29 protein-coding genes are annotated in these 25972 nt (G+C 53.8%); 4 read left to right on the forward strand and 25 right to left on the reverse strand.

The annotated features are described in order from the left end of the window. Both ACT3T7_RS17330 and ACT3T7_RS17335 read left to right on the forward strand, forming a co-directional pair. Positions 1-230: hypothetical protein (locus ACT3T7_RS17330; protein WP_444631751.1), on the forward strand; the 230-nt coding region annotated here is incomplete at its 5' end. 107 nt (positions 231-337) lie between these two features. After that, positions 338-1474 (forward strand): cupin domain-containing protein, encoded by a 1137-nt coding sequence (locus tag ACT3T7_RS17335; protein WP_444631752.1) that lies wholly within the window; start codon positions 338-340, stop codon positions 1472-1474. An 81-nt stretch (positions 1475-1555) separates the two neighbouring features. Here the strand turns inward: ACT3T7_RS17335 and ACT3T7_RS17340 are convergent, their stop codons facing one another. The 12 genes from ACT3T7_RS17340 to rpsT form a co-directional block, all read right to left on the reverse strand. Then, positions 1556-2578, reverse strand: coding sequence for a tryptophan--tRNA ligase (locus ACT3T7_RS17340; RefSeq protein WP_444631753.1), 1023 nt, complete (start codon positions 2576-2578; stop codon positions 1556-1558). A 64-nt stretch (positions 2579-2642) separates the two neighbouring features. After that, positions 2643-3152 (reverse strand): PilX N-terminal domain-containing pilus assembly protein, encoded by a 510-nt coding sequence (locus ACT3T7_RS17345; RefSeq protein ID WP_193054739.1) that lies wholly within the window; start codon positions 3150-3152, stop codon positions 2643-2645. Continuing rightward, entirely contained in the window at positions 3149-3625 is a 477-nt protein-coding gene (locus tag ACT3T7_RS17350) for a PilW family protein (protein ID WP_444631754.1), read from the reverse strand. Before ACT3T7_RS17350 ends, ACT3T7_RS17345 begins: the two co-directional genes overlap by 4 nt. Beyond that, on the reverse strand, positions 3615-4058 hold the full coding sequence (locus tag ACT3T7_RS17355; RefSeq protein WP_444628879.1) for a type IV pilus modification PilV family protein: 444 nt from the start codon (positions 4056-4058) through the stop codon (positions 3615-3617). The genes ACT3T7_RS17350 and ACT3T7_RS17355 overlap by 11 nt, the downstream gene beginning before the upstream one ends. Continuing rightward, positions 4059-4463: a type IV pilin protein gene (locus tag ACT3T7_RS17360; RefSeq protein ID WP_444631755.1), complete on the reverse strand. Its 405-nt coding sequence runs from the start codon at positions 4461-4463 to the stop codon at positions 4059-4061. It abuts the gene before it with no gap. A 63-nt stretch (positions 4464-4526) separates the two neighbouring features. Then, positions 4527-5504 carry a 4-hydroxy-3-methylbut-2-enyl diphosphate reductase gene (ispH, locus tag ACT3T7_RS17365; protein ID WP_087111239.1) on the reverse strand — a complete coding sequence of 326 codons (978 nt, stop codon included), beginning with the start codon at positions 5502-5504 and terminating at the stop codon, positions 4527-4529. A gap of 73 nt (positions 5505-5577) precedes the next feature. Next, positions 5578-6024 (reverse strand): FKBP-type peptidyl-prolyl cis-trans isomerase, encoded by a 447-nt coding sequence (gene fkpB, locus ACT3T7_RS17370; protein ID WP_444631757.1) that lies wholly within the window; start codon positions 6022-6024, stop codon positions 5578-5580. Between the two features lie 80 nt (positions 6025-6104). Further along, complete coding sequence (gene lspA, locus ACT3T7_RS17375) at positions 6105-6635, reverse strand: signal peptidase II (RefSeq protein WP_172118960.1); 531 nt, start codon at positions 6633-6635, stop codon at positions 6105-6107. Continuing rightward, positions 6628-9459 (reverse strand): isoleucine--tRNA ligase, encoded by a 2832-nt coding sequence (gene ileS / locus ACT3T7_RS17380; RefSeq protein WP_444631759.1) that lies wholly within the window; start codon positions 9457-9459, stop codon positions 6628-6630. The genes lspA and ileS overlap by 8 nt, the downstream gene beginning before the upstream one ends. A 7-nt stretch (positions 9460-9466) precedes the next feature. After that, positions 9467-10564, reverse strand: a complete 1098-nt coding sequence (gene ribF, locus ACT3T7_RS17385) for a bifunctional riboflavin kinase/FAD synthetase (RefSeq protein ID WP_444631760.1) — start codon at positions 10562-10564, stop codon at positions 9467-9469. Positions 10565-10724: 160 nt separating this feature from the next. Further along, positions 10725-12314, reverse strand: a complete 1590-nt coding sequence (gene murJ / locus ACT3T7_RS17390; protein ID WP_172118963.1) for a murein biosynthesis integral membrane protein MurJ — start codon at positions 12312-12314, stop codon at positions 10725-10727. 110 nt (positions 12315-12424) lie between these two features. Then, positions 12425-12691, reverse strand: coding sequence for a 30S ribosomal protein S20 (rpsT, locus tag ACT3T7_RS17395; RefSeq protein WP_009097974.1), 267 nt, complete (start codon positions 12689-12691; stop codon positions 12425-12427). Positions 12692-13208: 517 nt separating this feature from the next. On the opposite strand from rpsT, the gene cls reads away from it, so the two are divergent. After that, positions 13209-14666, forward strand: coding sequence for a cardiolipin synthase (gene cls, locus ACT3T7_RS17400; RefSeq protein ID WP_444631762.1), 1458 nt, complete (start codon positions 13209-13211; stop codon positions 14664-14666). Between the two features lie 112 nt (positions 14667-14778). Here the strand turns inward: cls and ACT3T7_RS17405 are convergent, their stop codons facing one another. The 12 genes from ACT3T7_RS17405 to ACT3T7_RS17460 all read right to left on the reverse strand — a co-directional run bounded on the left by ACT3T7_RS17405 (position 14779) and on the right by ACT3T7_RS17460 (position 23947). Then, positions 14779-15084 (reverse strand): nucleotidyl transferase AbiEii/AbiGii toxin family protein, encoded by a 306-nt coding sequence (locus ACT3T7_RS17405; RefSeq protein ID WP_225733904.1) that lies wholly within the window; start codon positions 15082-15084, stop codon positions 14779-14781. After that, a complete protein-coding gene (gene abiEi / locus ACT3T7_RS17410) occupies positions 15074-15652 on the reverse strand; it encodes a type IV toxin-antitoxin system AbiEi family antitoxin (RefSeq protein ID WP_444631763.1) in 579 nt (192 codons plus the stop codon). The genes ACT3T7_RS17405 and abiEi overlap by 11 nt, the downstream gene beginning before the upstream one ends. A 127-nt stretch (positions 15653-15779) precedes the next feature. Next, the gene (locus ACT3T7_RS17415) at positions 15780-16535 is read right to left on the reverse strand and encodes an amino acid ABC transporter ATP-binding protein (protein ID WP_444631764.1); all 756 of its coding nucleotides are present in this window, start codon (positions 16533-16535) and stop codon (positions 15780-15782) included. Next, positions 16532-17200 (reverse strand): amino acid ABC transporter permease, encoded by a 669-nt coding sequence (locus ACT3T7_RS17420; RefSeq protein ID WP_444631765.1) that lies wholly within the window; start codon positions 17198-17200, stop codon positions 16532-16534. Before ACT3T7_RS17420 ends, ACT3T7_RS17415 begins: the two co-directional genes overlap by 4 nt. A gap of 80 nt (positions 17201-17280) precedes the next feature. After that, positions 17281-18057 (reverse strand): amino acid ABC transporter substrate-binding protein, encoded by a 777-nt coding sequence (locus tag ACT3T7_RS17425; RefSeq protein WP_444631766.1) that lies wholly within the window; start codon positions 18055-18057, stop codon positions 17281-17283. A gap of 247 nt (positions 18058-18304) precedes the next feature. Beyond that, on the reverse strand, positions 18305-18994 hold the full coding sequence (locus tag ACT3T7_RS17430; protein WP_444631767.1) for a hypothetical protein: 690 nt from the start codon (positions 18992-18994) through the stop codon (positions 18305-18307). A gap of 142 nt (positions 18995-19136) precedes the next feature. After that, positions 19137-19337, reverse strand: coding sequence for a hypothetical protein (locus ACT3T7_RS17435; RefSeq protein WP_444631769.1), 201 nt, complete (start codon positions 19335-19337; stop codon positions 19137-19139). A 33-nt stretch (positions 19338-19370) separates the two neighbouring features. Beyond that, positions 19371-19721 carry a hypothetical protein gene (locus tag ACT3T7_RS17440; RefSeq protein WP_444631770.1) on the reverse strand — a complete coding sequence of 117 codons (351 nt, stop codon included), beginning with the start codon at positions 19719-19721 and terminating at the stop codon, positions 19371-19373. Positions 19722-19771: 50 nt separating this feature from the next. Next, the gene (locus ACT3T7_RS17445; RefSeq protein ID WP_444631771.1) at positions 19772-19972 is read right to left on the reverse strand and encodes a hypothetical protein; all 201 of its coding nucleotides are present in this window, start codon (positions 19970-19972) and stop codon (positions 19772-19774) included. An 11-nt stretch (positions 19973-19983) separates the two neighbouring features. Further along, positions 19984-20667 (reverse strand): hypothetical protein, encoded by a 684-nt coding sequence (locus ACT3T7_RS17450; RefSeq protein WP_444631772.1) that lies wholly within the window; start codon positions 20665-20667, stop codon positions 19984-19986. Positions 20668-20735: 68 nt separating this feature from the next. Next, entirely contained in the window at positions 20736-22277 is a 1542-nt protein-coding gene (locus tag ACT3T7_RS17455; RefSeq protein ID WP_444631773.1) for a flagellin N-terminal helical domain-containing protein, read from the reverse strand. 710 nt (positions 22278-22987) lie between these two features. Beyond that, positions 22988-23947: an Rpn family recombination-promoting nuclease/putative transposase gene (locus ACT3T7_RS17460; protein ID WP_444631774.1), complete on the reverse strand. Its 960-nt coding sequence runs from the start codon at positions 23945-23947 to the stop codon at positions 22988-22990. A 101-nt stretch (positions 23948-24048) separates the two neighbouring features. Between ACT3T7_RS17460 and ACT3T7_RS17465 the strand changes: the two genes are divergently transcribed. Then, positions 24049-24258: a hypothetical protein gene (locus ACT3T7_RS17465; RefSeq protein WP_444631775.1), complete on the forward strand. Its 210-nt coding sequence runs from the start codon at positions 24049-24051 to the stop codon at positions 24256-24258. Between the two features lie 69 nt (positions 24259-24327). On the opposite strand, the gene fliD is transcribed toward ACT3T7_RS17465, so the two are convergent. Further along, on the reverse strand, positions 24328-25746 hold the full coding sequence (fliD, locus tag ACT3T7_RS17470; protein WP_444631777.1) for a flagellar filament capping protein FliD: 1419 nt from the start codon (positions 25744-25746) through the stop codon (positions 24328-24330). Positions 25747-25972 lie beyond the last annotated feature (226 nt).

Consider the following 25972-nt stretch of genomic DNA (forward strand, 5'->3'; position numbering starts at 1 on the left):
ATAAAAAGGGCATTAACGGTGAGCCAAATTTAATGTGGGCTGGTATTTTCTTCCTCGTTCTGCTCGGGTTTGCGGGCGGTGGCGCGATTGGTTTCTTTATTGACAGGTTCGTTACAGCGGGCGCTCTGATTCTACCGGCTTTAATCGCTTTAATTTTAATCGTCATCGTGTGGCGAGATCACGACAGGCATCAGCGTGTTGATACGCTACCTGGCGGCAACTTTGCCTGATCCCTCTTTTCAGGCGACCAATATAGCATCATCCGGCTGTTATCCACTTCAACTGTAACAATAGCTACATTGACCAATACGTTGTAGGTAAATACAGGAGCAAAGCCATGGCTGATAAAGACGCACCTCAGCCCATTCGCGGAACCCAGGGCGCTGACGACCCAGGCCCACGTAATGTTGTTCTGGACAAAATGAATCCAGATATCTTCCTGCCTCCAGAAACCGACAATGGCGGGATCCCGAACCTGAAGTTTCCGTTCGCCATGGCTCATAACCGTCTTGAAGACGGCGGCTGGGCGCGGGAAGTGACGCTGCGCGAGTGCCCGGCTTTGGAAGAGCTCGCTATCGTTAATATGCGTCTTGGCCCTGGTGTTATTCGTGAACTCCATTGGCATAAAGAAGCCGAATGGGCCTACGTAACGGAAGGCCGCGTGCGTTTCTATCTGGTTGACGAAAACCGCCAGACGCTGGTTGAAGACCTCGGGCCAGGTGACCTCTGGTTTGCCCCCGCAGGCGTTCCACATGCCATTCAGGGTCTTGAAGAAGGCACCGAATTCGTTCTGATCTTCAATGACGGTAACTTCTCCGAAAACGAGACACTGCTCGTCACAGAGCTCTTCGCGCATATGCCGAAAGAGGTGCTGGCCAAGAACTTCGGTGTTCCGGAAAGTGCCTTCGACAACATCCCGCCTTCTGAAAAGTATATTTTCCGTCAGCCACAGCCAGCGCCCATTGAGCAGGTTCGCGAAGAGCTCGGCGCTGGTAACATGACAGGCAAATATGTATTCCGGGGAGGTGATATTCCTGAGAACACATGGCAAGGCGGCGCGACCAAAATCATCGATTCGAAAAGTTTCGACGTCACGACCATGGCGATGTTGATGATTAAGCTTGAGCCCGGCGGTATGCGAGAAATTCACTGGCACCCGGATGCTGATGAAATTCAGTACTACCTGTCTGGCCAGGCGCGCATGACCGTGTTCAACGCCGTCAGCAATGCACGTACTTTTAACTACGGCCCCGGCGACGTCGGCTATGTGCCGAAGAACCTGGCCCACTACATTGAGAACATCGGTGACGAGCCAGTGTATGTTCTCAACGTATTCAACAAGGGCGACTACCGCGATGTTTCACTGAACCAATGGCTGGCACTGACACCCGCCAGCATTGTTCAAGGCCACCTGGACGTCGATGACACACTAATGAAGTCACTGCGCCGCGAGCGTTGCCCGGTAGTGAAGTAATACAGTTGGGCAGTCATTGAAAACCGCTAGCCAGCCTCTTTGAGGCTGGCTTTTTCTCACTATAAAGTGCGTAATCATCCATCAGACAAAACGCCCAAGGCCGACCGCTGAGCGCAGTTTATCCATGGTTATCGCAGCCTCCTCCCGAGCACGCTGAGCGCCTTTTTGCAGCACCGCTTCAATATAGGCAGGGTCATCCATTAGCGCATTGTAACGCTCGCGGGGTTCGCTCAGGTGCGCATTGATATACTCAAATACCTGGTTTTTAGCATCGCCCCAGCCAATACCGGCGGCGTACTGTTCACGCAGAGCAGACGTTTCGCTCTCATTGGCAAATGCCGCGTATATCTGGAACAGGGTGCAGGTATCCGGGTCTTTCGGCTCGCCGGGCTCAAGCGAGTTGGTCTTGATTTTACGCACCAGCTTTTGAAGCTTTTTCTCGGGTGAGAACAGCGGAATCGTATTGTTATAGCTTTTGGACATTTTGCGCCCGTCCAGCCCTTTCAACACTTCCACCTTCTCATTCACCACCGCTTCGGGTAGCGTAAAGTACTGCCCTTTATAAAGGTGGTTGAACCGCCCGGCCATATCACGTGCCATTTCGATATGCTGAATCTGGTCGCGCCCTACCGGCACCTTTTTGGCGTTGAACATCAGGATATCGGCAGCCATCAATACCGGATAGCCAAAAAGCCCCATGGTGATGCCTTTGTCCGCATCCTGGTCGCCTGCTTCTTCGTTCTCAGCCACGGCGGCCTTGTAGGCGTGGGCGCGGTTCATCAGGCCTTTGGCACACACGCAGGAAAGCATCCACGAGAGTTCTTGAACTTCCATCAAATCAGACTGGCGGTAAAAAATGGCGTTGTCGGTATCCAGCCCAAGCGCCAGCCAGGTAGCGGCAATTTCCAAGCGTGACGCTTGCACGCGCGCAGGGTCCTGGCACTTGATCAGGGCGTGGTAATCCGCCAAAAAATAGAACGACTGTACATTGGGGTCCTGGCTTGCTTCTATGGCCGGTTTAATCGCACCAACGTAGTTGCCTAAGTGCGGTGTACCGGTCGTCGTAATACCGGTTAAGACGCGGGTTTTAGCAGTTTGACTCATTGTGTTTAGGCTCTTGGGCAAATAGCCCTATCATAACGCGCAGATTTACGCGTGGCGAATGCCATCAGCGCAATCCTGCCAGCCGCCACGTTGCTTCTTCCGGGCTTTGCCTCACAAAAACAGCGTGTGTACTGGCAGACGTACCACCGCTTCTGGCCGTGATGGCAACGCGCTGATCCGCCAGCCGTTCAATATCAATGATGAGGTCATCAAGTAACCGCCTTTGGCCCTCGGCTTGCGCTATTGGCAATGCCTCAAGCAGTGCGTTGAGCGCCTGGCGTGGCAACAACGCCTGACTATCATCGCTTTGCAACTGTCGCTTATCGCCGATATTGAAGGCGGGTGGATACGTTAGTAAACGGTTCAAGAAGGCATCCCGCGATGCTGCATACTGGCGGTCCGACAAGACAGCCAGCAGGCTCTCGTCCAGCATTTGGGCCTGAACGGCAATTCGAAAATTACCCGCCAAACGCTCATCGACTAACGCCGTCCGCATACTCGCCACGCCCAGCAGCAGCGCGGCAGAAAGAAGCGCCATGACGATCACCAGCGCAGCCCCCTGCTGATGCTTCATGGGCTGTCCTCCGTGGCGGGAAGAGGTGTACGACGCGTAATAACGTGATCACGCTGCATCACATGCCATACAAACGGTGTTTGGCGCTCGCCCGCAAATTGGAGCGTTACCCGATAAAGCCCTGTTATACCATCGGCGTCTTTCTCAAACAGGCTAAGCGCGTCGCATGCGTGACTGCCTTTATAAAGCCCTTCTATCAAGGGCTGGCTGTTATGACGTAACGCACAGGTGGTCGCATCGACCAGCGAGTCATTGATCTCATACTGGCCTGCCTCGCCTTTACGAATGTCCCGGGTGAGCGATTGAACGGCAAAAACAAGCGCTTCCTGCTCGCGACTGATGGCCTCGACGCGCTGAAAGGTCGTCACAGTGGTTAACAAAAGCTGGCCTGCGCCCAAAATAATAATGGCGCCGATCACCATCGCGACCATCATTTCAACCAGCGTAAATCCTCCTTGGCGCTTATTGAGCATTAGGCGCCTCGCCAGCATAGCGCGCTTCAATAAAGGGCAAGGTAAACACGTAGTCAAAATGGTCAGCCGCTTGATTGGAAGACCGTGCACGCATCGTAATGGAGACGGTCAATTGGCAACCTCCGGATACAAAAGCGCTATCAACCGTGCCCGTTGCGCCGTTAAGCGGTGCTTGTGAAGGCGTAAACCACTCGGCCTGCCAGTCACTCTCCAGCCCCGCCGTGAGGTGTCGGCAGTTTTGTTTCGCCGCCAGCTGCGCCCAAGCGCGCTCCTGGGCATCCAGGGCTGCCACACTTGCCACGGAGTATTGGTAGCCCGAAGCGGCACTTTGCAGCGACGTTAGCTGAATGGCGGCGATGCCGATCAGCCCAAACGCCAGCAAGGCCAAGGCAATTAACACCTCAACCAGAGTAAACCCCTCTTGGCGCCGCACTTACCAGCACGTCTCGGGCAGGCGTTCACCTTGACTACTGAGCGTTATGGCCTGGCCACAGCCATCTTTTCGCTCAGTCGACGCGCTTAGCAAATAGCGACCGTCCTGGCGTTCAGAATAGGCAAGGCGATAATGCCCGCTTGGTGACAGGTGGGGCATTTCACACTCTTGATAGGAGTAGGTTCGGGCGTGACAGCGCGCTAGCTCAGCCGCCGCCTGCCTTAACCCCGCATGCGCATCCGTGCGCAGGGATGTTTGCAGGTAGCGGGTGTAGGCAGGGTAAGCCATGCCAGCGATAAGGCCGAGAATGCCCATCACCACCACAAGCTCAAGAAGCGTAAAACCGCGCTGACGCTCTATCGAGCGGCCTGCGCGAAAAGTATAAGGATAAAGCGAAAACCTCACATGATGCTCCTGCATCAGCCACCGCATACGCTTTCAGTATGTCGGAAACCGATACGCAGTGCATCAGCTACTGACGATTACCTGCTCGCGCAGCTCTTTGGGCATGGAGAACGTAATGCTCTCCTCGCGGCCTTTTAGCTCTTCCGGCATGGAAGCACCCAATGACTGAAGCTTGCCAATTACGCCTTTCACCAGCACTTCCGGGGCACTGGCACCCGCCGTTACGCCGATGCGGCCGACGTTTTCAAGCCACGTTGGCTCAATCTGGTCGGCATTATCTATCAGGTACGCCGGTGTTCCCATACGCTCGGAAAGCTCGCGCAAGCGGTTAGAGTTGGAACTATTGGGGCTGCCCACTACAAGCACTAGATCACTGTCCGCGGCCAGTTCACGCACCGCATCCTGGCGGTTTTGCGTGGCGTAGCAAATATCATCTTTACGCGGTCCACTGATCTCGGGAAACCTCTCGCGCAGCGCATCAATCACTTTGGCCGTGTCATCCATCGACAGCGTCGTTTGGGTCACAAAGGCAAGGCTGGAAGGGTCATTGACCTCCAGGTTGGCAACGTCCTGCTCATCTTCGACTAGATAGATGCGACCGCCATGCGCCGTGTCATAGCGTCCCATGGTGCCTTCTACTTCGGGATGGCCTGCGTGCCCAATCAGCACGCACTCGTGCCCCCGTTTGGCGTAGCGCAAGACTTCCAAATGCACCTTGGTGACCAGCGGGCAAGTGGCATCAAACACTTTCAGCCCACGCCGGTCAGCATCGGACTGTACGGCTTGAGACACGCCATGCGCAGAGAAAATAACGATCACGTCATCCGGCACTTCGTCGAGCTCTTCCACGAAGACAGCCCCACGCTCGCGCAGCGTTTCCACCACAAAGCGGTTGTGGACAACTTCATGGCGCACATAGATAGGCGGCCCGAACACATCCAGTGCACGGTTGACGATGTCTATAGCGCGATCCACGCCGGCACAAAAACCACGCGGATTGGCCAATTTGATCTGTATGGGCTGTGCTTGCGTCGATTGCATAGTAGTGCCTTGATGCGTTACCGCACCGTTTAGTGAATAAGAACCCGGCTAATGCTAAAGCCAATGCTAAAGACTAGTGCGTTGTAACCGGTTTTACATCCAGTACGTCAACCTCAAAGGTTAACGTGCGCCCCGCCAGCGGATGATTAAAATCCACCTCGACGCGGTCGCCTTCAATGGTTTTGACCACACCAGGCAATTCCGTTCCCGCTTTATCGGCAAACGACATCACCATACCAATTTCAGGCGTTTCATCGCCAAAATCAGCGCCCTTTAACGTCTGGATATTTTGCGGATTGTGCTGCCCAAAGGCATGCTCGGGAGAGACCTGAAAAGTACCTGTCTCGCCCGTTGTCATGCCTTTAATCGGGTGCTCAAAGCCGGGTGGCAAATTGCCGTCACCGTACTGAAAGGTGGCCGGTGCCTTCTCTTTGGTAGAGTCCACTACCGTGCCATCTTCAAGTTTCAGGGTGAAGTGCAGGGTCACTTCCATCCCCTCATCAATCAGGTAATCACTCATTACACTGCTCGCTATGTGGTAAGGCCCTGGCATACTGCCACCAGGGCCTGATTAATGCTAACCGAGTTAGAGGTCGCGGGTTACTTCGTTGAGTGGGCTTTTTTACGCCGCCGGTCACCCATCACTGACTCCCAAATCAACCCAATGGCCCCCAGAGTAATCCCGATGTCTGCCACGTTAAAGGCGGGATAGTACCAACCGGCCACATGAAACGATAAAAAATCGACCACGTAGCCATGCACCAGGCGGTCATAGAGATTCCCAAGCGCCCCACCGATAATCAGCGGCAGCGAAATGGCCAGCAGCTTTTCATCGGCTCTAACACGGGAAAGCCAGATGGTTAAGCCCACGCTTGCGCCAATCGCGATGACCGCAAAAAACCAGCGCTGCCAACCAGGGTGAGAAGCCAAAAAGCTAAAGGCCGCCCCCGTGTTATGCATTAAGGTGAAGTTAAAAAACGGCAGCACTTCTACCGGCTGCAGATACCCCAGCTGGCTGCTGGCAATCGCCTTGGTGGCCAAATCCAGCACAATCACGGCAACGGCCAACCACAGCCAGCGCAGTGGCTGGCGCATGGGCGGCCGCGCGTTGGACGAGACCGACTCAGGCATAATGACGCACCTCACCCGGGCCATCCGGCAGGTTAAGAATCGAGCGCTTGCACAGCGTGGGATGCTCAGGATGCGTGCCTACGTCAGGGCGGCGCTCCCAGCTGCGTTCGCACTTCTCAAACGCACTGACGACCACCGCTACTTTGAGCCCTTCTAGCTCGCTGTAGGCAGATGCCTCGGCATCCGCTAGCGGCTTGAGGGTCGCTTCCGAGGTAATCAGCACAAAGCGTAACTCGTCGCCCAGTTGTGACAGCAACACATTGAGTTCGTCGCTGACGTAAAGGGTGACTTCGCTGTCCAGCGAGCCTTTGATGGCCCCTTCGCTACGCGCTTCTTCCAAGCGCTTATTCACCGCCTGCTTGACCTCTAGCACTGCTTCCCAGTATTCACGCCCCATCTCGGCGTCAGCATCAAGGGGCTTCAGGTCGGTATAGTAGGTTTCCAGCAGCACGCTGTCGCCACGCTTGCCCGGGATATGCTCATAGATCTCTTCTGCGGTGAAGGAGAGAATCGGTGCGACCCAACGCGAAAGCGCCTCGATAACATGATAGAGCGCACTCTGACAGCTGCGGCGTGCCAGCGAATCAGCCTGCGTGGTGTATTGGCGATCCTTGATGATATCCAGATAAAAACCACCCAGGTCGCGCACACAGAAGGTATGCACCTGCTGATACACGTCCAGGAAGCGGTACTCTTCATACGCTTTCTGAATGCGCTCCTGGAGCTGCAGTGCGCGGTCAACGACCCAACGATCCAGAGCGATCATATCCTCAAAAGCCACCATATCGCGCGCCGGGTCAAAGCCGGTCAGGTTGGCCAAAAGAAAGCGCGACGTGTTGCGAATACGCCGATACACGTCCGCTGTACGCTTGAGGATCTCATCCGACACGGCCATTTCATTGGAGTAGTCCGTCGAGGCCACCCAGAGACGTAGAATGTCGGCACCCAGCTTGTCCATCACCGACTGCGGCGCGATGACATTACCCAACGACTTGGACTGCTTACGGCCTTGCGAATCGACGGTAAAGCCGTGGGTCAATAGCTGACGATACGGCGCGTGACCGTCAATTGCCGAACCGGTCAGCAGCGACGAGTGGAACCAGCCGCGATGCTGGTCAGAGCCTTCCAGATACAAATCAGCTCGCGGGCCGCTTTCGTGGCCATGTGGATGCGAGCCGCGCAGCACATGGCGGTGCGTGGTGCCGGAGTCAAACCAGACATCCAGCGTATCAGTCGTCTTGTCGTATTCGGCGGCTTCCGCGCCCAGCAGCTCAGCAGCGTCGAGGCTGAACCAGGCATCAATGCCTTGCTCCTGCACGCGCTTGGCGACTTCTTCCATCAGCTCAATGGTGCGCGGATGCAGCTCGCCGGTTTGTTTGTGCAGGAAGAACGGAATCGGCACGCCCCAGTTACGCTGACGCGAGATGCACCAGTCCGGGCGGTTGGCAATCATGCTGTGCAGGCGCGCCTGGCCCCAGGCGGGCGTAAACTGGGTCGCCTCGATGCCTTCCAGCGCGCGTTCACGCAGGGTTTTACCGTCTTTCCCCTGAATATCCATGCCCACAAACCACTGGGCTGTCGCGCGGTAGATGACCGGCGTTTTATGGCGCCAGCAGTGCATATAGCTGTGCACGATGGGCTTATGCGCCATCAGCGCACCCACTTCGTCAAGCTTGGCGACGATGTTGGGGTTGGCTTTCCAGATCATCTGGCCGCCAAAGAACGGCAGATCATCAACGTACACGCCGTTGCCCTGTACCGGGTTCAGCATGTCGTCAAAGCTCATGTCATGGGCGCGGCAGGTATTAAAGTCATCCAGGCCGTAAGAAGGCGCGGAGTGAACGATACCGGTGCTGCCCACTTCCGACTCGACGTAATCGGCCAGATAAACTGGCGACAGGCGATCATAGAACGGGTGGCGGAAGTTGATCAGGTCTAGCTTGTCACCGCGAGTGGTGGCGATGACCTCGCCTTGTAAACCAAAGCGCTCAAGGCAGCTTTCGACCAGCTCTTCGGCTAGCAGCAGCAGGCGCTCGCCGGTATCGACCAGCGCGTAGGTAAATTCGGGGTGAACGTTCAGCGCCTGGTTGGCGGGGATCGTCCACGGCGTGGTGGTCCAGATCACCACCGCCGCCGGTTTGGGCAGCTCGCTCAGGCCAAACGCAGCGGCCAGCTTATCGGCATCTTCCACCGGAAAAGCGACATCAATCGCGTCGGACTTCTTGTCCTGATACTCGACTTCCGCCTCAGCCAGCGCCGAGCCACAGTCAAAGCACCAGTTAACCGGCTTCAGGCCTTTAAAGACGTAGCCCGCTTCGACCATATCGGCCAGTGCGCGAATCTCGCCTGCTTCATTGGCGTAGTCCATAGTGCGGTAGGGATGATTCCAATCGCCGATAATCCCCAAGCGCACAAAATCAGCCAGCTGTGTTTCAACCTGAGCGCCCGCGTACTCACGGCAAAGCTCACGCGCTTTTGCAGGCGCCAGGTGCTTACCGTGCGTGGTTTCTACCTTGTGCTCAATGGGTAGACCATGGCAGTCCCAGCCCGGCACGTAAGGCGCATCAAAGCCCGCCAGGTTTTTCGATTTAACGATAATATCTTTTAAAATTTTATTAACGGCGTGACCAATATGGATACTGCCGTTGGCGTAGGGAGGGCCATCGTGCAGTACAAACAGCGGTGCGCCAGCACGCGCTTCGCGCAGGCGCTGGTACAGGTTCATATCTTGCCAGCGTGAAACGCGTCCCGGCTCCTGCTTGGGCAACATGCCACGCATAGGAAAGTCGGTTTCAGGCAAGTTTAGCGTGTGCTTATAGTCCATGGTTCGGTCAGCCGTTGTTAGCATCGGCAGCGTCATCCGCCGAAGAAGGATCAGAAGAAATTGTCTTGGAAACCTGAGTCTTGGAAACCTGGGGCTTGGAAGCCTGAGCCTTGGAGGCCATAGCCTCACGCCCAAGCGGGGCCGAGGCTAGCGGCAGCGCGTTATGACAGTCAGTGACGGTCGTCGCAAAGTAGCGATGTGCCTGGCTCTGATCGCGCTCAATTTGCGCTTTTAGTGCATCAAAGTTGTCGAATTTCACTTCCCCACGAAGCCGCGCACAGGGAAATACCGTCATGCGTTTGTCGTAGAGGTCACCGTCAAAGTCAAACAGGTTGACTTCCAGTGTGGGCCGCTTGGAGCCAACCGTCGGCCGAAAGCCAACGTTAGCAATTCCGTGGTAGCGTTGGCCGTTTTCAAGCGTCACCCCAACGGCATAGACACCGCGCAGCGTTAAGGGCTGAGGCAACAGGGGCAGGTTCGCCGTGGGCACACCAATGGTACGGCCAAGCTGCTGGTCACGTACCACACGCCCATCCAGCGAATACGCCCGCCCTAACAGATTGGCCGCTGCGGCAAAGTTACCGCTGGCAAGCAAGGTACGCACCCGTGAGCTTGAAACCCGCTCGTTCTCAACCGTAAAGGTGCGGGTATGTTCAACCCCAAAGCCCTGCTCTTCGCCCACCGCTGCCAGCAGCGTAAAGTCGCCTTGGCGGTCACAGCCAAAACGGAAGTCATCACCAACGACCAGATGTTTAACACCCAGCCCTTCGATCAGCACCTGATCAATAAATTCGCGCCCGGTCAGGCTTCTAAGGGCATTATTAAACGGCAGGCACAGCACCTGTTCAGCGCCGTACTGACCCAACAGACGCACCTTTTCACGCAAGCGCGTTAGCCGTGGGGGTGCCTGGTCACCGGCAAAGTACTCACGCGGCTGGGGCTCAAACACGACCACGGTTAGCGGCACGTTTAGGCGCGCAGCGTGCTCGCGGCACTGCTGCAAAATTGCCTGATGGCCACGATGCACACCGTCAAAATTTCCAATGGTAGCGACGCAGCCACGCTGTGCCGCTACCAGATTGTGCAGTCCTCGAATGACGCGCATGGCACCTCAGCCGTTAATAATTTGCCGCTCCCAAGCCTTGTTGGGTTTGGGTGAAGCTTAAAAAGCTCTGATTATAGCGAACCTACCGTGATATATGTCTAACTCTCTGCCGATTCAACGTGACTTTTAAGCGTTCGGCCACGCATTGCCGCTGTACGGCCTAGCTCTGCATTTTAAAATGCCGTGGCCGCAGGCCCAGCGCAGTAAGCCAGACAACATAAATCCCGCCCCCTAAACCTACCAGCCCGGCCACCCAGGCAACACGCTGCCACAGGCTAAACGCAAGCCACGCGTGCCACTCTGGCGACACCATATAAAGCGCGGCACACATCAAACCGCTACCGCCCAATAGTTGCACCGCGTACCGGCCCCAGCCCGGCTGAAAAACCAGCACGCCCTGCCTGTACAGCAACACTCCCAGCATACCCGCGTTCAAAAATGCCGACAGCGCCGTGGCGAGCGCCAACCCGGCATGGGCAAGCGGCCAAATCAACATCAGGTTGAACACCATATTAGCGACCATGGCGATAATACCCACCTTCACCGGCGTTTTGGTGTCCTGGCGGGCAAAAAAACCAGGCGCCAATACCTTAATCAGCATAAAGGCGACCAGGCCAAAGGCATAGGCACGCAGGCTCATCGCGGCCATCTGAATATCGTGGTCGGTCATTGCGCCATAGTGAAATAGCGTGATCAATAGCGGCTCGGCCAATACCGCCAGCGCCAGTGCGGCAGGCAAGCCCACCAAAAGCACTAACCGGATCGCCCAGTCGAGCATAGCGGCAAAATGCGCCTTTGACTGCTCAGCGTGGCGCTTGGAAAGCGCGGGTAATATCACCGTTGCTATCGCCACACCAAAGACGCCGAGCGGCAGCTCTACCAAGCGGTCAGAGTAGTAAAGCCAGGAGACACTGCCCGCCACCAGCAGTGACGCCAACACCGTATCCAGCAGCAGGTTAATTTGCGAGACCGAGACCCCAAACAGCGCCGGGCCCATCAGCTTTAAAATGCGCTTAACGCCTTCATGAGCGAAGTTCGGCCAAGGCGTGGGCATCAAGCCCAAACGCATTAAAAACGGCACCTGGAAAATCAGTTGGGCAGCACCTGCAATCAGCACGCCCCAGGCCAGCGCCATGGCGGGCTCATCCATTAACGGCATTAAAAAGAGCGCGGCGCCAATGAGTGACAGGTTGAGCAAAACCGGCGTAAAGGCGGGCACTGCAAAACGGTTCCAGGTATTTAGCACGCTGCCAGAAAAAGCCGTGAGCGAGATCAGCAGCAAATACGGAAACGTGAGGCGCAGCATATCGGCGGTCAAGGCATGCTTGGCGGGGTCACTGCCAAAACCGGGCGCAAACACCCAGATAAGCCAGGGCGCGCACAGCATCGCAAGCGCGGTAATCAAAGCCAGCAGTGCGGTTAAACTACCGGCTACGGCGTTGAGTAACTCGCGAATTTCCTGCTTACTGCGCTGGGTCGAGTACTCGGAAAGCACCGGCACAAAGGCCTGGTTAAAGGCACCTTCAGCAAACAGACGACGCAAAAAATTAGGGATTTTAAAAGCGACAAAAAAGGCATCCGCGCCATTCCCGGCGCCCAAAAGCGTCGCCACCACCACATCACGGATCAGGCCCATCACGCGAGAAAGCATGGTCATGGAGCTGACCACCAGCCCCGAGCGCATTAGCCCACGGCGTGGCGGCGCGCCAGGCGCGGCGGAAGTTTCATTCGGCGGCGTGTTTGAGGTCATTTTTGGATCCATAGGCGCGGATGGCCAATACCCATCATAGAGTCATTAGATAAAACCATCAGACACAAAAAAACCGGCCGTAGCCGGTTTTTTTTATGGCGCCTGCCGGCTTACGCCGCCAGTGCCTTAATACGCTTGTTCAAACGGCTTTTCAGGCGCGCTGCTTTCTTCTTGGACAGCACGTCTTTATCAGCAATACGGTCAACGACCGGCTGCATTACCTTGAACTCTTCCATCGCCTTGCCGTGGTCGCCGGTGTTGATCGCTTTGATCACACGCTTGATATAGGTGCGGACCATGCTGCGCTGGCTGGCTTTCAGGACGCGACGAGTCTCGGCCTGGCGGGCGCGCTTGCGTGCTTGCTTGCTGTTCGCCACAGGTATCTCCTTGGAGAATAAAGGTTGCCGCAAATTCGGCAACGGATTAACTATGTGTTCGCCACGCTCATGTTCACTCTAAAAGCTGCCCATAACGCGACTTTCCTTAACAACCAATTGATTCGACAAGCCTTTAAGCTCTGTCAAATAGTGTGACCGACAGTCAAATTGCCTGCCCGCCCACGGGTCTTGTCTGAGAGGATGGCGTAGTCTATCACGCACTATTCCTGCTTGCCACACGTTGTCAATGTTTTATTGCATCAGCCGGCCAACCGAATGGTTTACAAGGCGCTCTCAAAAGAAGCGACATGGACTTTGCCCAGCATCTTCTACATTATTGCTATTAAATATAAAAAACCGGTGTTTGCAGCGGCGTTCTTTGGCGGCCGATCCGCTAGCTTATTTACCTCTGAGGCCTGCGTTAGCCGCACAGCCCCCGTGGCTACTAATGGAGGCTCCATGGCGTTCAGGGACAGTCAGACTCTCGAACAACTTCACTATTAAAGACGGACTCACTATGTCGGATTTTTCTCTTTGGTTTGCCGCTCATATGCTGGCCTACGTCGCCCTGGTGATCCGCGTGCTGACGGTAGAGGGCAAAGAGCCCGCCTCCCGAGCCGCATGGATATTGATTCTCTCGTTTCTACCTGGTTTAGGCATCATTGCTTACCTGCTACTTGGCGAACCATGGATATCGCGCCGTTCACGACGAAAAGCAATTGGCACCGTCACACGGTTGGTAAAAGCCTATAACGTAGGGAAAACATCGGCTCTGGAGCATGTGCCAGACCGTTTTCGGCCTGCCTTTCGCGCCTGCGAGCATTTGGCGCATAGCGGCGTCACTGACCACAACACCGCCATGTTAACCGCCGACTCCAATGCAGCGATCGACGCGATGGTGGAAGACTTCGATGCCGCCAAGGAGAGCATTCATATCTCCTTTTATATTTGGCTTACTGACAACAACGGGCTCAAGATTGTAGAGGCCGTTAAGCGCGCGGCTGAACGTGGCGTGACATGCCGCATCATTGTGGACGGTATTGGTTCGCGAGCGCTTACCCGTTCGGAGCACTGGGCCGCAATGAAAGCCGCCGGTGTTCAACTGTGCATATCGCTTAAGGTCTCTTTTGGGCTTGACGCACTGCCTGGAAACCGCGCAGACCTTAGAAACCATCGCAAGATCGTCGTGGTGGATAACCGACTAACCTACTGCGGAAGCCAGAACTGCGCCGACCCCGAGTTTCGCGTCAAGGCAAAGTATGCACCCTGGGTGGATATCATGCTGCGTTTCGAGGGACCAGTAGTGATGCAAAACCAACTGCTGTTTGCGGCCAACTGGCTGATCGAATCCAACGAGCACCTTGATGTCGCCTGGGAGGCACCGCCGCCATCCTGCACAGAAGCCAGCACGGAAGCCATGAACAGCGCCAGCGCGGCTATTGCCTTTGGCACCGGGCCGCTGTCACCAAAAGGTGCCATGTCGGATGTGTTCGCCAGCCTTCTGCATTGTGCCCAGCATGAGGTCGTGATTTCGAACCCCTACTTTGTTCCGGACGCCTCGTTGCTTTCGGCACTGATTGGATGCGCCAGGCGCGGCGTTCAAACCACGCTCATCCTGCCCCAGCGCAACGACTCCTTTGTGGTAGGCGCCATCAGCAAAGCCTATTACGCGCAGCTTGTTGCCGCTGGCGTGAAGATATTCGAATTTCGCGGCGGCCTTTTGCACGCAAAAACACTGGTGGTGGATGAAGCAGTGGCGCTAGTCGGCTCGGCGAACATGGACCGACGCAGCCTTGAACTTAATTTCGAGAATAATATTCTACTGCACTCCCCCGACGTAGCGAAAAGCATTAGAGAACGCCAAAACGCGTGGCTTTCCGATGCCAATGAAGTGGTCCCCGACCAGGTCATTCATCGCTCGTTGTTACGCCGCATCGGCGATAACGTTGCCACGATTTTCAGCCCGGTGATGTAATCGATGCTCATCGGCTAGTGATCGCTGCCCACGACGGGCATCGGTGAGCTGCTGAAAAACGCCTACACCTGAGAAACCATGACGTTTAAAACAGTGCTACATCAAGCAATCGTTACATCCGGAAAGATGGCTCTGCTGATTGCTCACGGCCCAAGGCTGTCTGAACGGTTATCAGTTGATCCCTCAAGGTAGCGGTCAGGTAAGACTGAACTTCGCTGAAACGACTGCCTCCATAGCACAACCTCAGCGATGTACCGCCCTGAAAAACCAGGCTGTCGAGCATGCTTTCTTTATCCAGCGCATACAACAGATCGTAATGCAGCAGCTCCTTTTCGATAACCGGCCGCATATGCCCTAACGCTGCATCTTTCATTACTTGATCTACCAGGGATTTGAAATCAACAGACTCAATCATCATGTGCATCCCCCTCATCAATCAGGTGGGTGTTGCGACCAACGCGCTTAAGATCCCGAAGTGCCGCCTGCTTAGTTGCAACCTTTAAAGGGCGCCCGCGATCCTTGATAACAGATAAAATATCCGATATCGGACGCTTTGTATGAGTGAACTCAATGACCCCATACGGTGTTCTATATTCGCCTTTACGGCCGGTGGTCATCACCGTTAGTCGGCCGACCGGGATTTGGGAGATCACGCCATACTCTGATAGAGCAGACTCAAGGCTGATGTAACTATATTCCCCCCTGCGTAGTGTCTTGGCAATCAGCTCCAGGGTATCCGGGCCTTTGTTCTTCGACAACGCATACAAATACACGCCCTTGGATGGGCGCTCCAGAATGCCCGCGTTAACCAGGCGTTTCAGTGTGGCCTCTCGGCTACGGGGCGTATCATCATGAAACACTTTCGACATGTCTCGTGCAGCAAAGACATAACGCTCGCGCTGGTCGAACTCAGCAAGACGTTTGATCGCTTCGCTTTGTTTCACCTCACCCCCTTGGGCTACAGAAACCACGTTAAAAAGCGCCATTCATGTCCACCAAGAATACCATAGGTACGAAAAGCACACATTAATATGTGGTTAATGTCGACATAAAGCACAAGCAATGCTTCAACGCCGTAAGCTGCCGACTGCAGTTGCCAATAACCACATGCTGTTAAGGCAGCGGCTGGCCTGTTGGGGCAAGAATTTTGCGCAGGAAATGCTGCGTGCGCGGGTCCTTGGGGGAGGTGAACAGCTCCTCGGGCGGTGCTTGTTCAATAATTTTCCCTTCATCCATAAATATCACGCGATCCGCTACGTCACGCGCAAACTGCATCTCGTGGGTAACGATGATCATGGTTTGCTGCTCGGCGGCAAGTTGCTTCATCAAGCTCAGCACTTCCTCCACCCATTGCGGGTCCAGCGATGACGTGGGCTCATCAAACAGAATGACATCGGCGTTCGCGGCCATGGCGCGGCCAATGCCGATACGCTGCTGCTGCCCGCCAGAAAGCGCTGCCGGGTAAGCATCGGCTTTATCTGAAAGCCCGATCCGCTCAAGGATTTCCCGGGCACGTGCATGGGCCTTTTCCTTGGGAATTTTATCAACGACGATCATGCCCTCGCTGATGTTCTCAAGCGCCGTTTTGTTGGCAAACAAACCATAGTTTTGAAAGACAAACGCGGTACGCCGACGCAGCTTTAAAATATCGGCACGGCTCGCCTGCTGCGCATCCACGCGCACATCGCCGACGGTAATACGCCCAGACTCAGGCCGCTCTAGAAAGTTAATGCAGCGTAATAGCGTTGACTTACCCGTGCCTGAAGGGCCAATGATGACAATGATCTCGCCCCGCTCAAGCGACAAATCAATGTCGGTGAATACATCTTGTTTACCAAAGCGCTTGGTAACGGCCTCAAGCGAGATCATCGTTGGTACGCCTTATTCAGGTAAATTTCCAGGCGACGCTGCCCCCAGGAGAGAATTTCCACTATGACCCAGTAAATCATCGCCGCGAGTAAAAAAGCCTCCAGATAGAGAAAGCTACTGGCGGCCTCTTTTTGTGTGGCCCCCATCAGCTCCGTCACACCTAGCGTAAAGGCCAGCGACGTCGCCTTGATGATATCAATGAAGTAGTTCATCAACGTGGGTGTCGCCACGCGGGTCGCTTGGGGGAGAATAATACGCCGCATTAGCTGCGACTGCGTCATGCCGATAGAGAGCCCCGCTTCTGTCTGGCTGCGGTCAATCCCCACAATGGCCGCCCGAATAGACTCAGCCATATAGGCGGAAAAGTGCAGCGTCAGGCCCATGACAGCGGCGGTTATGCCGTTAATCGACACCAACGCCTCTACCAGTTGGGGCAACCCGTAATAGAACAGAAAAAGCTGAACCAACAGCGGTGTGCCGCGGAAAAACGAGATAAACAGCAGCGAAAAGCCGTTCAGCACCGGCACACGGGTCACGCGAATCACGGCCAGAAGACAGGCAAACACCAGCGCCAACAGCATGGCAAGGGTTGCCATTTCAAGCGTGAGCGGCACATAGCTTAAAAGGACCGGTAACAGCCCCCACATATAATCCAGGTTTAGCATGTCAGCATCGCTTATAAGCAAAACGGCCGTGGATTACCCACGGCCGCGTTCAATACAGGCTTCCGTTTACAGCGTAGCGGTTATTCCGGCTGCTGCGTGATATCGGTATCAAACCATTTTTCGGAAATTTCGCGCAGTGTGCCGTTATCGCGCAGCTCAGTTAGCGCTTCATCCACACGGTCGCGCTGGGCATTGCCTGCCTCGTTGTCACGAAACGGCAGCGCATTCTCGATAACCGTGAAGGGTTGGCCCGCCAGCTCCAACGGCAAACCGCGCTCCTTAATCACCTGAGTCGCACTAACGCGGTCCATAATAAAGGCATTGGTGCGCCCCAATGCTACGTCCTGCTCTACGTTGGATTCGTAGGTGCGGATATCAATTTCATCGGCGTTCGGCAGCTCGCGCAACAACTGCTCGTAGTTGGAGCCCAGGTTAACCGCAACCGATTTACCGGAAAGATCCTCAACGCCGTTAATAGCATCATTACCCTTCCGGACAACGACCTGCGCACCGTCATACACATAGGGCGCCGTAAACACATACTTGGCTTCACGCTCCGGCGTCATCGTAATCTGGTTGGCAATAGTGTCGATGCGCCCGGAATCCAACATACCTGCTAGTCCCGAAAAACTCGCCGTTACAAACTCGACATCATCACCGGTGACCTCCCCCACCGCGTTCATGACATCGACCTCAAAGCCCTTGAGTTCGTCGCGCTCAACAAACGTAAACGGGAAATAGCCGCCCGACATGCCCACTCGCAGCGTATCTGCCTGGGCCTGAACCGCAGCAAAACCACCTGCCACACTGAAGGTAAGCGCGGCGACTAACGTGTTTAAACGACGTGATCGAGTCATCAGAAGCATCCTCATCGGCAAAGATCATTTGCCTGTTGCAGAGTGTAGGCGTGGCAGGCGTAAAGACAGCGTAGCCGTTACATGCACATCATAAACACAAAAAAGAATATTAAAAATAGTTTTTATTCATTAAGGTTATTAGAGTTCAGCAAGCGAAACCACTCTGCGCTACGTGTTTGATAGCAGGCACTAATAGAAAGGTAGCTACAAATTACCACCACGCTTAATAGCGCAGTCATAACGGGCATTAACCGCCAGTAATATCCCTGAAGGTTTTACGCGAGGCTGGCTGGCGCTCTTCATCAAGCAAGGCCCCACCTAACGCGGCAAGTTCTTCACTCAATTCCACCATTTTGCCCAATTGCACTTTGTCAAAGCCACGTTTGCGCTTGGGCTTATTGAGGATAATGCTGACCCCGCCCAGCAGGTGGTCCTCTTGTTGGAACACCTCTTCTGTAGGCATCAAGCCAGGCGGATACGCATTGGCAATGCGTAAGGGGTTTTGTGGGGTAACGCCCAATGCCACATAAATTTTCAACTCTGCATCGAAGTAAGCGCCCCATTTATTCAGGACTAATTGCACCTTCTGATTAAGCTCAATGCTCGGCTGTTGGAACATTACGTAAAATACATGCGTAGGTACCTCTTCAGGCTTGCCAATGGGCTCCTCCAGGAACGGCTCTTCTTGCTCAGGCAAGTCCATGGGCACCCGTTCTTCTATAGGCTTTTGGCTAGGCTGTGAGCGTGGGGGAACCGCAGGAGAAACCGCGGATTTTTCATCACGTTTACCCGCAACCCTTAGCCAAAAGCTATTTCGCTCTCCCAGCCCCAGCGTCTCTCTTTTACACACAAAAAAATAGCCTACGATCACCAACGTATTAAAGCTTAACCACCCGGCCCCAATGGCGAAGGTCAGCGCCAGCGTATGCGCATTCATTGCTTATAACCCACGTTTTATTGTTAGACGAAAAGTATCGGCCAGTATGGCAAAAAAGCAATTTCAGCGAGCCAGGCAATTAGTGGCATGATGGAGACGCGAACAAGGCAAAATACCCGTTGCATGTATGTAAAATTAACTGCTAGCCGTCGTTTTTCAGCATCGCTAACGTATGGTCGTGCTGCTGCTTGATCGCTTTATCGAGGATATCAAGAAGGTGGGCATAATCATCGGGCATGGTTGTGTCTAGCCCGCGGGTTTCGGCTTGGCGAATCGTGGCTTGGGTTTCACAGATGAGCGTTTCCAGCTCAAGTACCACGCGCTCATGTTCACTGGGAATCACATTTACTCTCTTGGCTTGTACGCTGCAAAGCGCTTAATCCGCCTTCTGATGAACTTGCACTCGCCGATAAAGCTGAGCAGCACTTTCAATCGCCACTGCCTCAAACGCGTCAAGCGTTAATAGCTGGTCACGACGCTTATCCTCTACCACGGCATTCAACTCTTTCTGATAACGCTTTAACAAATGCTCCAGGTTCATACGGATCATGGTCAGTTCCAGCTGGAACTCCATTTTCAACGTGTTGGTACGCGCGATGCTTTCCAGTTCCTGGGTATTGAGCGCTTCATCAAGCGTGTGCCCCACTAGCTTTTCGACGGTATCAAGTTTAGGCATTACATCATAAATAACATCATAGGCCGAAATAGTTTGTGCATTCGTTTTCACATGTTCCTCTACAAAACTGGCGCCATCAAGGAATCTGTTTATATTACCTGCTAGTACGAGATAGCCAAGAAAAGAATCTTTACTCCCACATATAGAGCAAAAGCAAGCAAACCCAAGCCCACTATAGCTTTAAACACACTACCTATTTCAACACGCTCTTCTTTTCGGCCATCATTGGCCACTCTTGAAAAACCAGTAACGAGGCATGAGATAAGAAATGCAACAAACGCAAAAAAAAGAAGCTTGAGCATTTAAAGCCACCTTAAATATCGTTATTAGTTTGGATTTCTTGATCAACGGCGTTTGCTGGAACTTCTACAAGCAGTATGTTTCGCTTTTCATAGCACCACTGCACAAAAAACTCTTCACCTACCACGAACCTGAAAGGCATAGGAAGTACTTTATAAACGCTACCTGCCAACGCTTTGAAGCGGCCTTCATCATTAACCACCGCCGATGTTAAAGGGCCAGCCGTCTGATACCATGCATTTTGAATTTTCGGTATCATATCGCTGAGTATGCTTTTTTTCTCGACCTCGTCTACCGCATCGGCAAGTTCGATACTTTCGCCCTCAGGCGCTTCCAACTGTTCCAATGGCTCTACAGCTTCTTTTTTCTTTCTATTAAAAAAACCAAACCGGGTCGGTTCGCTGGCGGTCGTTTTTTTGATTTTACTATCCAACGCTAAAAACGCTCCCTCCTCTCTTAAAAAGACGTATTTATCTTTGGCGTCAAAATAACAGATGTTGCCGCCATGAATATTCTCGGACTTTTTCTCTGAGCCATCCAACGACACAACGGTAACGCTACCTTTTACTACCAAAACTGCCTCAACGGCTTCTTTCTTAATATCGACGAACCGCTCCGAGTCGACCACGCTGGCCCCTTCGGGCAGATTAAGCCCCGCTTCACCGGCCAACAGCGCTAGAAGATCTATACTTTTCATTGGCATCCCCTAAAACAAAAAAAGGGCCGATATATGCTATCGGCCCTCTATTACTTACTTTAAATCGATTAACCCAGCAGAGAAAGAACGTTCTGCGGAATCTGGTTAGCCTGTGCCAATACAGAAGTACCAGCCTGCTGCAGGATCTGCGCGCGAGTCATGTTGGCTACTTCAGTTGCGTAGTCAGCATCTTCGATGCGCGAACGAGCAGAAGACAGGTTGGTTTCGTTAGTCTGCAGGTTGGTGATGGCAGACTCGAAACGGTTCTGGATCGCACCTAAGTCAGAACGCAGGGTATCAACCATGCTCAACGCGGCGTCCAGCTTCTCCATCGGGTTACGAGTCCCTTCAACAGCCTCATCTTGAGAGATCAGAGACTGACTAGCCTTGCCAGCGTCCTTGATGTAAACCACATCATTAGCGGCAAAGGTTTTGTCTCCGATTGTGAAAGCACCATCCGCAGTCACTTTGCCACCAGTGTCTACTGAGAAAGCATTGCCACCAATGTCAAGCGTTGAACCCGCGTAAACAGCACCGGCTTCCTTCAGATCGACTTCACGAGCCGCTTCATTGGTGCTGAAAGTAGTAAATCTCGAGCCAGCTTCGAAAGTGCCAGTCCCGTCAAGTGTAGCCGCATCAATATGGAGGCTACCTTTATCGACATTCATCGTAGCAGTTGTATCAGCGTCAGCGATAGTGATTTCCACTTCCCGACCTTCGATAGTGGCAGAGTAAGTGCCATTACCGTTTGCATCGGAGCCAGCAGTTTCACGTGTCCACGTCACACCGCCAACATTTTTGCTCTCGCCGCTTGCAATGTTATTGAACGCTGTAGCTATTGCATCAACAGCTTCTTGCTCGCCCGCTGCAGCGACATTGTCTTCTGCGGAGGTAATGCGGCCAGTGGTCTGGCTGACGTAGAGCTGATTAGTGCCGTCTGAAACGGTACCACTGACTAGGTCAACTTCAACCGCAGTTGCGGCAGTCTCAGCACCCTGATCGCTATACACGCTAACGGTAAAATCAGAGTTGCCGGTCGCGCCAAAATCTTTAACCAACGACTGGAGGTCAGCGGCCTTGTCACCGCTAACAGTAAACTTGTTTAAACCAAGTGAGGTTGCGTCGATTTTTTCAAGGCCAATGTTAATAGCTTCATTATCGTTGGCACCCACTTGAATCTTCAGGGCACCGTCTTGTTGAAGCACCTTAACGCCGTTGAAGTCAGTTTGATCTGAGATACGATCGATTTCTGTCAAGCGCTGGTCGATTTCCGCTTGGATGGAGTTCAAGTCATCCTGGGAGTTAGTACCATTCTGTGCTTGAACCGTCAGTTCACGAACACGCTGCAAGTTATCGTTAACTTGGTTCAGTGCGCCTTCAGCGGTCTGGGCAACAGAAATACCGTCGTTAGCATTACGCTGTGCTTGTGACAGACCAGTAATCTGGGAAGTCATACGGTTGGCGATGGCCTGGCCAGCAGCATCGTCTTTAGCGCTATTGATACGCAGACCAGAGCTCAGACGCTCCATGGAGGTTTGCAGTGAAGACTGTGATTTGGACAGGTTAGACTGGCCAATCATGGAGGTGATGTTGGTATTGATCACTGACATGGAATGATTCCCCTTTCTAAAAGACTGGCCATGTGGCCCGCTGTTCGGCGTATTGTGCGCCGTTATACTTAATAACGGCGCAGCGGGGAAAATCTTTAGGGGGGAGTAGTAAAAAATTATGTAATTTTTGGTAATGAGGGGATTATCAACATTCGACACACGGCACGTGATGGTAAGCGCTTTGTGGGGGATACGTTTATGCTGATTCTTGTGGAGGCTGAGGTTACTCGGCGCTAGCTGCCATGTTGGCCTATAGGGTGTGCTGCGTTACTCACCCCCGGCAGCGCGGGGCGCTGCTTCGCCGATGTGTCGGACCACCACTGAAGTGGACTCCCACAAAAGCAGCCCGAGTGAGTAAGCAGTCTACACAGCCCCCCAACACATCGACACAACCGGTTTTGTGGGAGCTGAGTTCACTCGGCGATGGCGGCGCTAGCTGCCCTTGCTCCGGCAGTGCTGCGCACTGCTTCGCCCACTGAAGTGGGCTCCCACAAAAGCAGCCCGAGTGAGTAAGCAGTCTACACAGCCCCCAACACATCGACACAACCGGTTTTGTGGGAGCTGAGTTTACTCGGCGATGGCGGCGCTAGCCGCCCTTACTCCGGCAGCGGGTGGCGCTTCACCCAGCGCGTAGCCACGTTCTCAATACCAAATTATGCTGCTTAAAGGATTTCTACGAGGCTTCACACTGAATAGAGCGGATGCTATCGTTAATGCCGCGTTTCAGCACGTAGCCTCTCAACATCTTCAACGGGCAGCTCCTCAATCTCGGCAATCAATTGATCCGTCATTTCAGTGAGCGCGATAAGCTTACGCGCCGAATTACGTTTAGCTTCCAGAGTTCCCTGCTGATGCCCTTCTTGGCGACCTTCCTGCCACCCTTCCAGACGCTCTTTTTTCACCAGGTTTTCCAGGTTTTCTGCCAACATGTCTTTGTCCTCCACTAAGCTGGTGAGCGCTTCCAGGTGAACGCCTGCGCCAAGCCGTTGCAGGTGGCGTTTTACCCAGCGCGTGATGATTGGGTCTATTCGCGGTTTATGCGGGTCTGCCTGAATAATCGCGACAATGCGGTCAACCGCTTGTTGCAGGCTTTCCCAGCTCGTGGCCGCGTTTTCAATGCTAAATATACCGCTTAGAGGGCTGTGACGCTGCGCTAGTTCCTCATCAGTGTAAGCACCTTCATCAATTAAATAATAGCGCAGATGCGGCTGGTAAGGCTGTAAAAAGACGGGTGGCGTAGGCTGCACCATGTCGTATATATCATGCTTGGCTGACCAGCGTTTGGTGCCGTTGTATAACACGATGGGAAACACGGGCGGCAAGCCCTTGCCTGGCGTGGTGGCTTTTGCTTTTAACAGATGGTCATAGAAGCAAGCAACGTAGTGCATCAGCCGAATGGGCATTGCGCGGTCGACCCGGGATTGAAACTCAAGTAACAGGTAGAGGTAGACCTCCTGGGTAGCCCCTTGCCAGTTCACCTGCACCGACCAGACCAGATCTTCAAACTTTTCTTCAAAAAGCGGTGTGATGTAATTGCCACTATGGAGCTTTAACGTGCTGAAATCCATCAGCTCGGAGATTTCTGGCGGAGCAAACCCTTCAAGCAGTTGTTGAACAAATTCAGGGTAGCTAAAAAGTTCTTTATAGCCAGTGTCGTAGTGGTTAGCCATGGGCCCTCCTGCGCAGTACCGGAGATGTTAGCACGGCCGCGCAAGGGCGATCACTTTTGAGGCCTGGCAAGACAGGTTGTAGAAGCTGAGTTCACTCGGCGATGGCGGCGCTAGCCGCCCTTACCCCGGCAGCGCTATGCGCTGCGTTGCGGGTGGTTTCTCACAATGAGCGGGGCAGCGGTTTTTTTTGGGAGCTGAGTTTACTCGGCGATGGAGGCGCTAGCTGCCCTTACCCCGGCAGTGCTGCGCACTGCATTGCGGGTGCGCTTCGCTTACCGCGCACTACATTTGTGCAGTGGTGGCGGCGTTAGCCGCCCTTGCTCCGACTGCGCTATGGGGCTGCTTCACTCGCTCCTACAAGGGCCTGGATGGGGTTACTACTAGCGGCCTAGCTGGGCATCCAGCGCATCAAACTGTTGGGTCAGGTACGAACTCGTGCTGTTCATCTGTGATATCATAACGTCCAACTGGCTGAACTGGGTGCGGTAGCGGGCAATCGTTGCGTCGATGCTTTTTTCCATGCGCGCGTAGCGCTCATCCAGGCTTTTTACGTTGCTCTCAGCACCTGAAATGGCACCTTTAAGCACGCCGTTGCTACTGGTCATTTGCTCAATGGAGCTGTTTAACTTGCCGGCTAAACCACCGTCTTTATTATCGCCGGCAAAAAACGCGCTTAGCGCCTGCGGGTCATTGGCGATTAAGTTATCGAGCTTTTCATCATCAACTTCCAGCTTACCGCTAAGATTAGTGCCAGCCTCTAAGGTAATGCCCAGTTGGCTCAGCGTAGAAAGCTCGCCGCCCTCAACCCCCCCGGTAAGCACGCTACGCAGGCGGGACTCAATTGTACGGACGGCACGATCACCCAGTAGCTCTCCTGCTGTTCCACTTTCAGCGTTGAAGCTAGTAAGTTCGTTAGTCGTATCTTTTAAATCGTTATACGCGTTGACAAAATCGTTGATCGCTTCGCGCTGCTTTAGGGTATCGCGCTCAATATTGACGGTGCTGGTCGCTTTTTCACCTTCGGCAATGCTTAGCTCGCCCAGGTTAAGCGTTACCCCTTGAATAGCGCCTTCCACCTGGTTGCTGGCACTGGTAATCACGATGCCGTTCACCGCTAAAGAAGCATTTTGCCCCTGCTGCTTGGCGCCAGCTTCTTTCGCTTCACCGAATGGACCGCCTACCTTGTTTTCGTCCGCATCTACAAATTCAAAGCTATCAATGGATGCGTCTGCCCCCGTGGCTTTGGAACTGAGTGCCAAGCGGTAGCCATCGCCGTCATTAATAATCGTGGCGTTAACACCGGCGTCTTTATTGGCATTAATTGCATCACGAATATCGTTTAGTGAGCTGTTGGCATCAAGCTCGATATCGACCGGCTCGCTCTCACTACCTACAAAATTTAGCCTGATAGCGGTCGCACCGTTTAGCTCCAATGGATCTGAGGTTTCCTCTATCTCAGTAATACTCTCAGAGGCAAGCGAGCCGTATGTCGCGACCTGGCTGACTTCTACCTGGTAACTGCCCGGCAATGCACTCGCCGAGGAAGTGGCTGTAATATCATCGCCACGCACATTGGCGGAAAGGCTTTGATAAAGCTTTGGGTCGTTAATCTTGGCCACCGCATCGTTAAATGCGTTGAGCGACGTTTGCAACTGCCCGTAAGCGGAAATTTTGGCTTCTTGATCGGCTTTTTGCTGCGTAATCGGCTCAAGCTTACCGCGCTCGGCATCTTGAAGCTGATCCAGCAAACCGGTGAGATCTAACCCTGAACCAACACCAAGGGAGGTAATTGTTGCCATCAGTACAGTCCTCGCAGACAAAAAACATGAATTCTATAAACTCTATCGGCCGAAAAGGAATTAACTTTAGTCCCTATGCGCTCGTATTTGATAACCCTAGCCGAATTACTGAGTAGCGCCTACCCACCTCCCAAACCACACGCTTGTGCTTTCAAACCTCACGGCACATTATGTATTGCTTATACAAGTATTGGCTGGCTGCCATCATTTGTATTTCTAGCCTTTC

This window comes from Halomonas sp. 111, assembly GCF_052379685.1.
GTDB lineage: Bacteria > Pseudomonadota > Gammaproteobacteria > Pseudomonadales > Halomonadaceae > Vreelandella > Vreelandella citrativorans.

Bases quoted from the DNA above. Each gene is read 5' to 3' on its own strand.
- ACT3T7_RS17335 (WP_444631752.1), top strand. From the start codon at position 338: ATGGCTGATAAAGACGCACCTCAGCCCATTCGCGGAACCCAGGGCGCT.
- ACT3T7_RS17340 (WP_444631753.1), bottom strand. From the start codon at position 2,578: ATGAGTCAAACTGCTAAAACCCGCGTCTTAACCGGTATTACGACGACC.
- ACT3T7_RS17345 (WP_193054739.1), bottom strand. From the start codon at position 3,152: ATGAAGCATCAGCAGGGGGCTGCGCTGGTGATCGTCATGGCGCTTCTT.
- ACT3T7_RS17350 (WP_444631754.1), bottom strand. From the start codon at position 3,625: ATGCTCAATAAGCGCCAAGGAGGATTTACGCTGGTTGAAATGATGGTC.
- ispH (WP_087111239.1), bottom strand. From the start codon at position 5,504: ATGCAATCGACGCAAGCACAGCCCATACAGATCAAATTGGCCAATCCG.
- fkpB (WP_444631757.1), bottom strand. From the start codon at position 6,024: ATGAGTGATTACCTGATTGATGAGGGGATGGAAGTGACCCTGCACTTC.
- lspA (WP_172118960.1), bottom strand. From the start codon at position 6,635: ATGCCTGAGTCGGTCTCGTCCAACGCGCGGCCGCCCATGCGCCAGCCA.
- ileS (WP_444631759.1), bottom strand. From the start codon at position 9,459: ATGGACTATAAGCACACGCTAAACTTGCCTGAAACCGACTTTCCTATG.
- ribF (WP_444631760.1), bottom strand. From the start codon at position 10,564: ATGCGCGTCATTCGAGGACTGCACAATCTGGTAGCGGCACAGCGTGGC.
- murJ (WP_172118963.1), bottom strand. From the start codon at position 12,314: ATGACCTCAAACACGCCGCCGAATGAAACTTCCGCCGCGCCTGGCGCG.
- cls (WP_444631762.1), top strand. From the start codon at position 13,209: ATGTCGGATTTTTCTCTTTGGTTTGCCGCTCATATGCTGGCCTACGTC.
- ACT3T7_RS17405 (WP_225733904.1), bottom strand. From the start codon at position 15,084: ATGATGATTGAGTCTGTTGATTTCAAATCCCTGGTAGATCAAGTAATG.
- abiEi (WP_444631763.1), bottom strand. From the start codon at position 15,652: ATGGCGCTTTTTAACGTGGTTTCTGTAGCCCAAGGGGGTGAGGTGAAA.
- ACT3T7_RS17415 (WP_444631764.1), bottom strand. From the start codon at position 16,535: ATGATCTCGCTTGAGGCCGTTACCAAGCGCTTTGGTAAACAAGATGTA.
- ACT3T7_RS17420 (WP_444631765.1), bottom strand. From the start codon at position 17,200: ATGCTAAACCTGGATTATATGTGGGGGCTGTTACCGGTCCTTTTAAGC.
- ACT3T7_RS17425 (WP_444631766.1), bottom strand. From the start codon at position 18,057: ATGACTCGATCACGTCGTTTAAACACGTTAGTCGCCGCGCTTACCTTC.
- ACT3T7_RS17430 (WP_444631767.1), bottom strand. From the start codon at position 18,994: ATGAATGCGCATACGCTGGCGCTGACCTTCGCCATTGGGGCCGGGTGG.
- ACT3T7_RS17445 (WP_444631771.1), bottom strand. From the start codon at position 19,972: ATGCTCAAGCTTCTTTTTTTTGCGTTTGTTGCATTTCTTATCTCATGC.
- ACT3T7_RS17450 (WP_444631772.1), bottom strand. From the start codon at position 20,667: ATGAAAAGTATAGATCTTCTAGCGCTGTTGGCCGGTGAAGCGGGGCTT.
- ACT3T7_RS17455 (WP_444631773.1), bottom strand. From the start codon at position 22,277: ATGTCAGTGATCAATACCAACATCACCTCCATGATTGGCCAGTCTAAC.
- ACT3T7_RS17460 (WP_444631774.1), bottom strand. From the start codon at position 23,947: ATGGCTAACCACTACGACACTGGCTATAAAGAACTTTTTAGCTACCCT.
- ACT3T7_RS17465 (WP_444631775.1), top strand. From the start codon at position 24,049: ATGGCGGCGCTAGCCGCCCTTACCCCGGCAGCGCTATGCGCTGCGTTG.
- fliD (WP_444631777.1), bottom strand. From the start codon at position 25,746: ATGGCAACAATTACCTCCCTTGGTGTTGGTTCAGGGTTAGATCTCACC.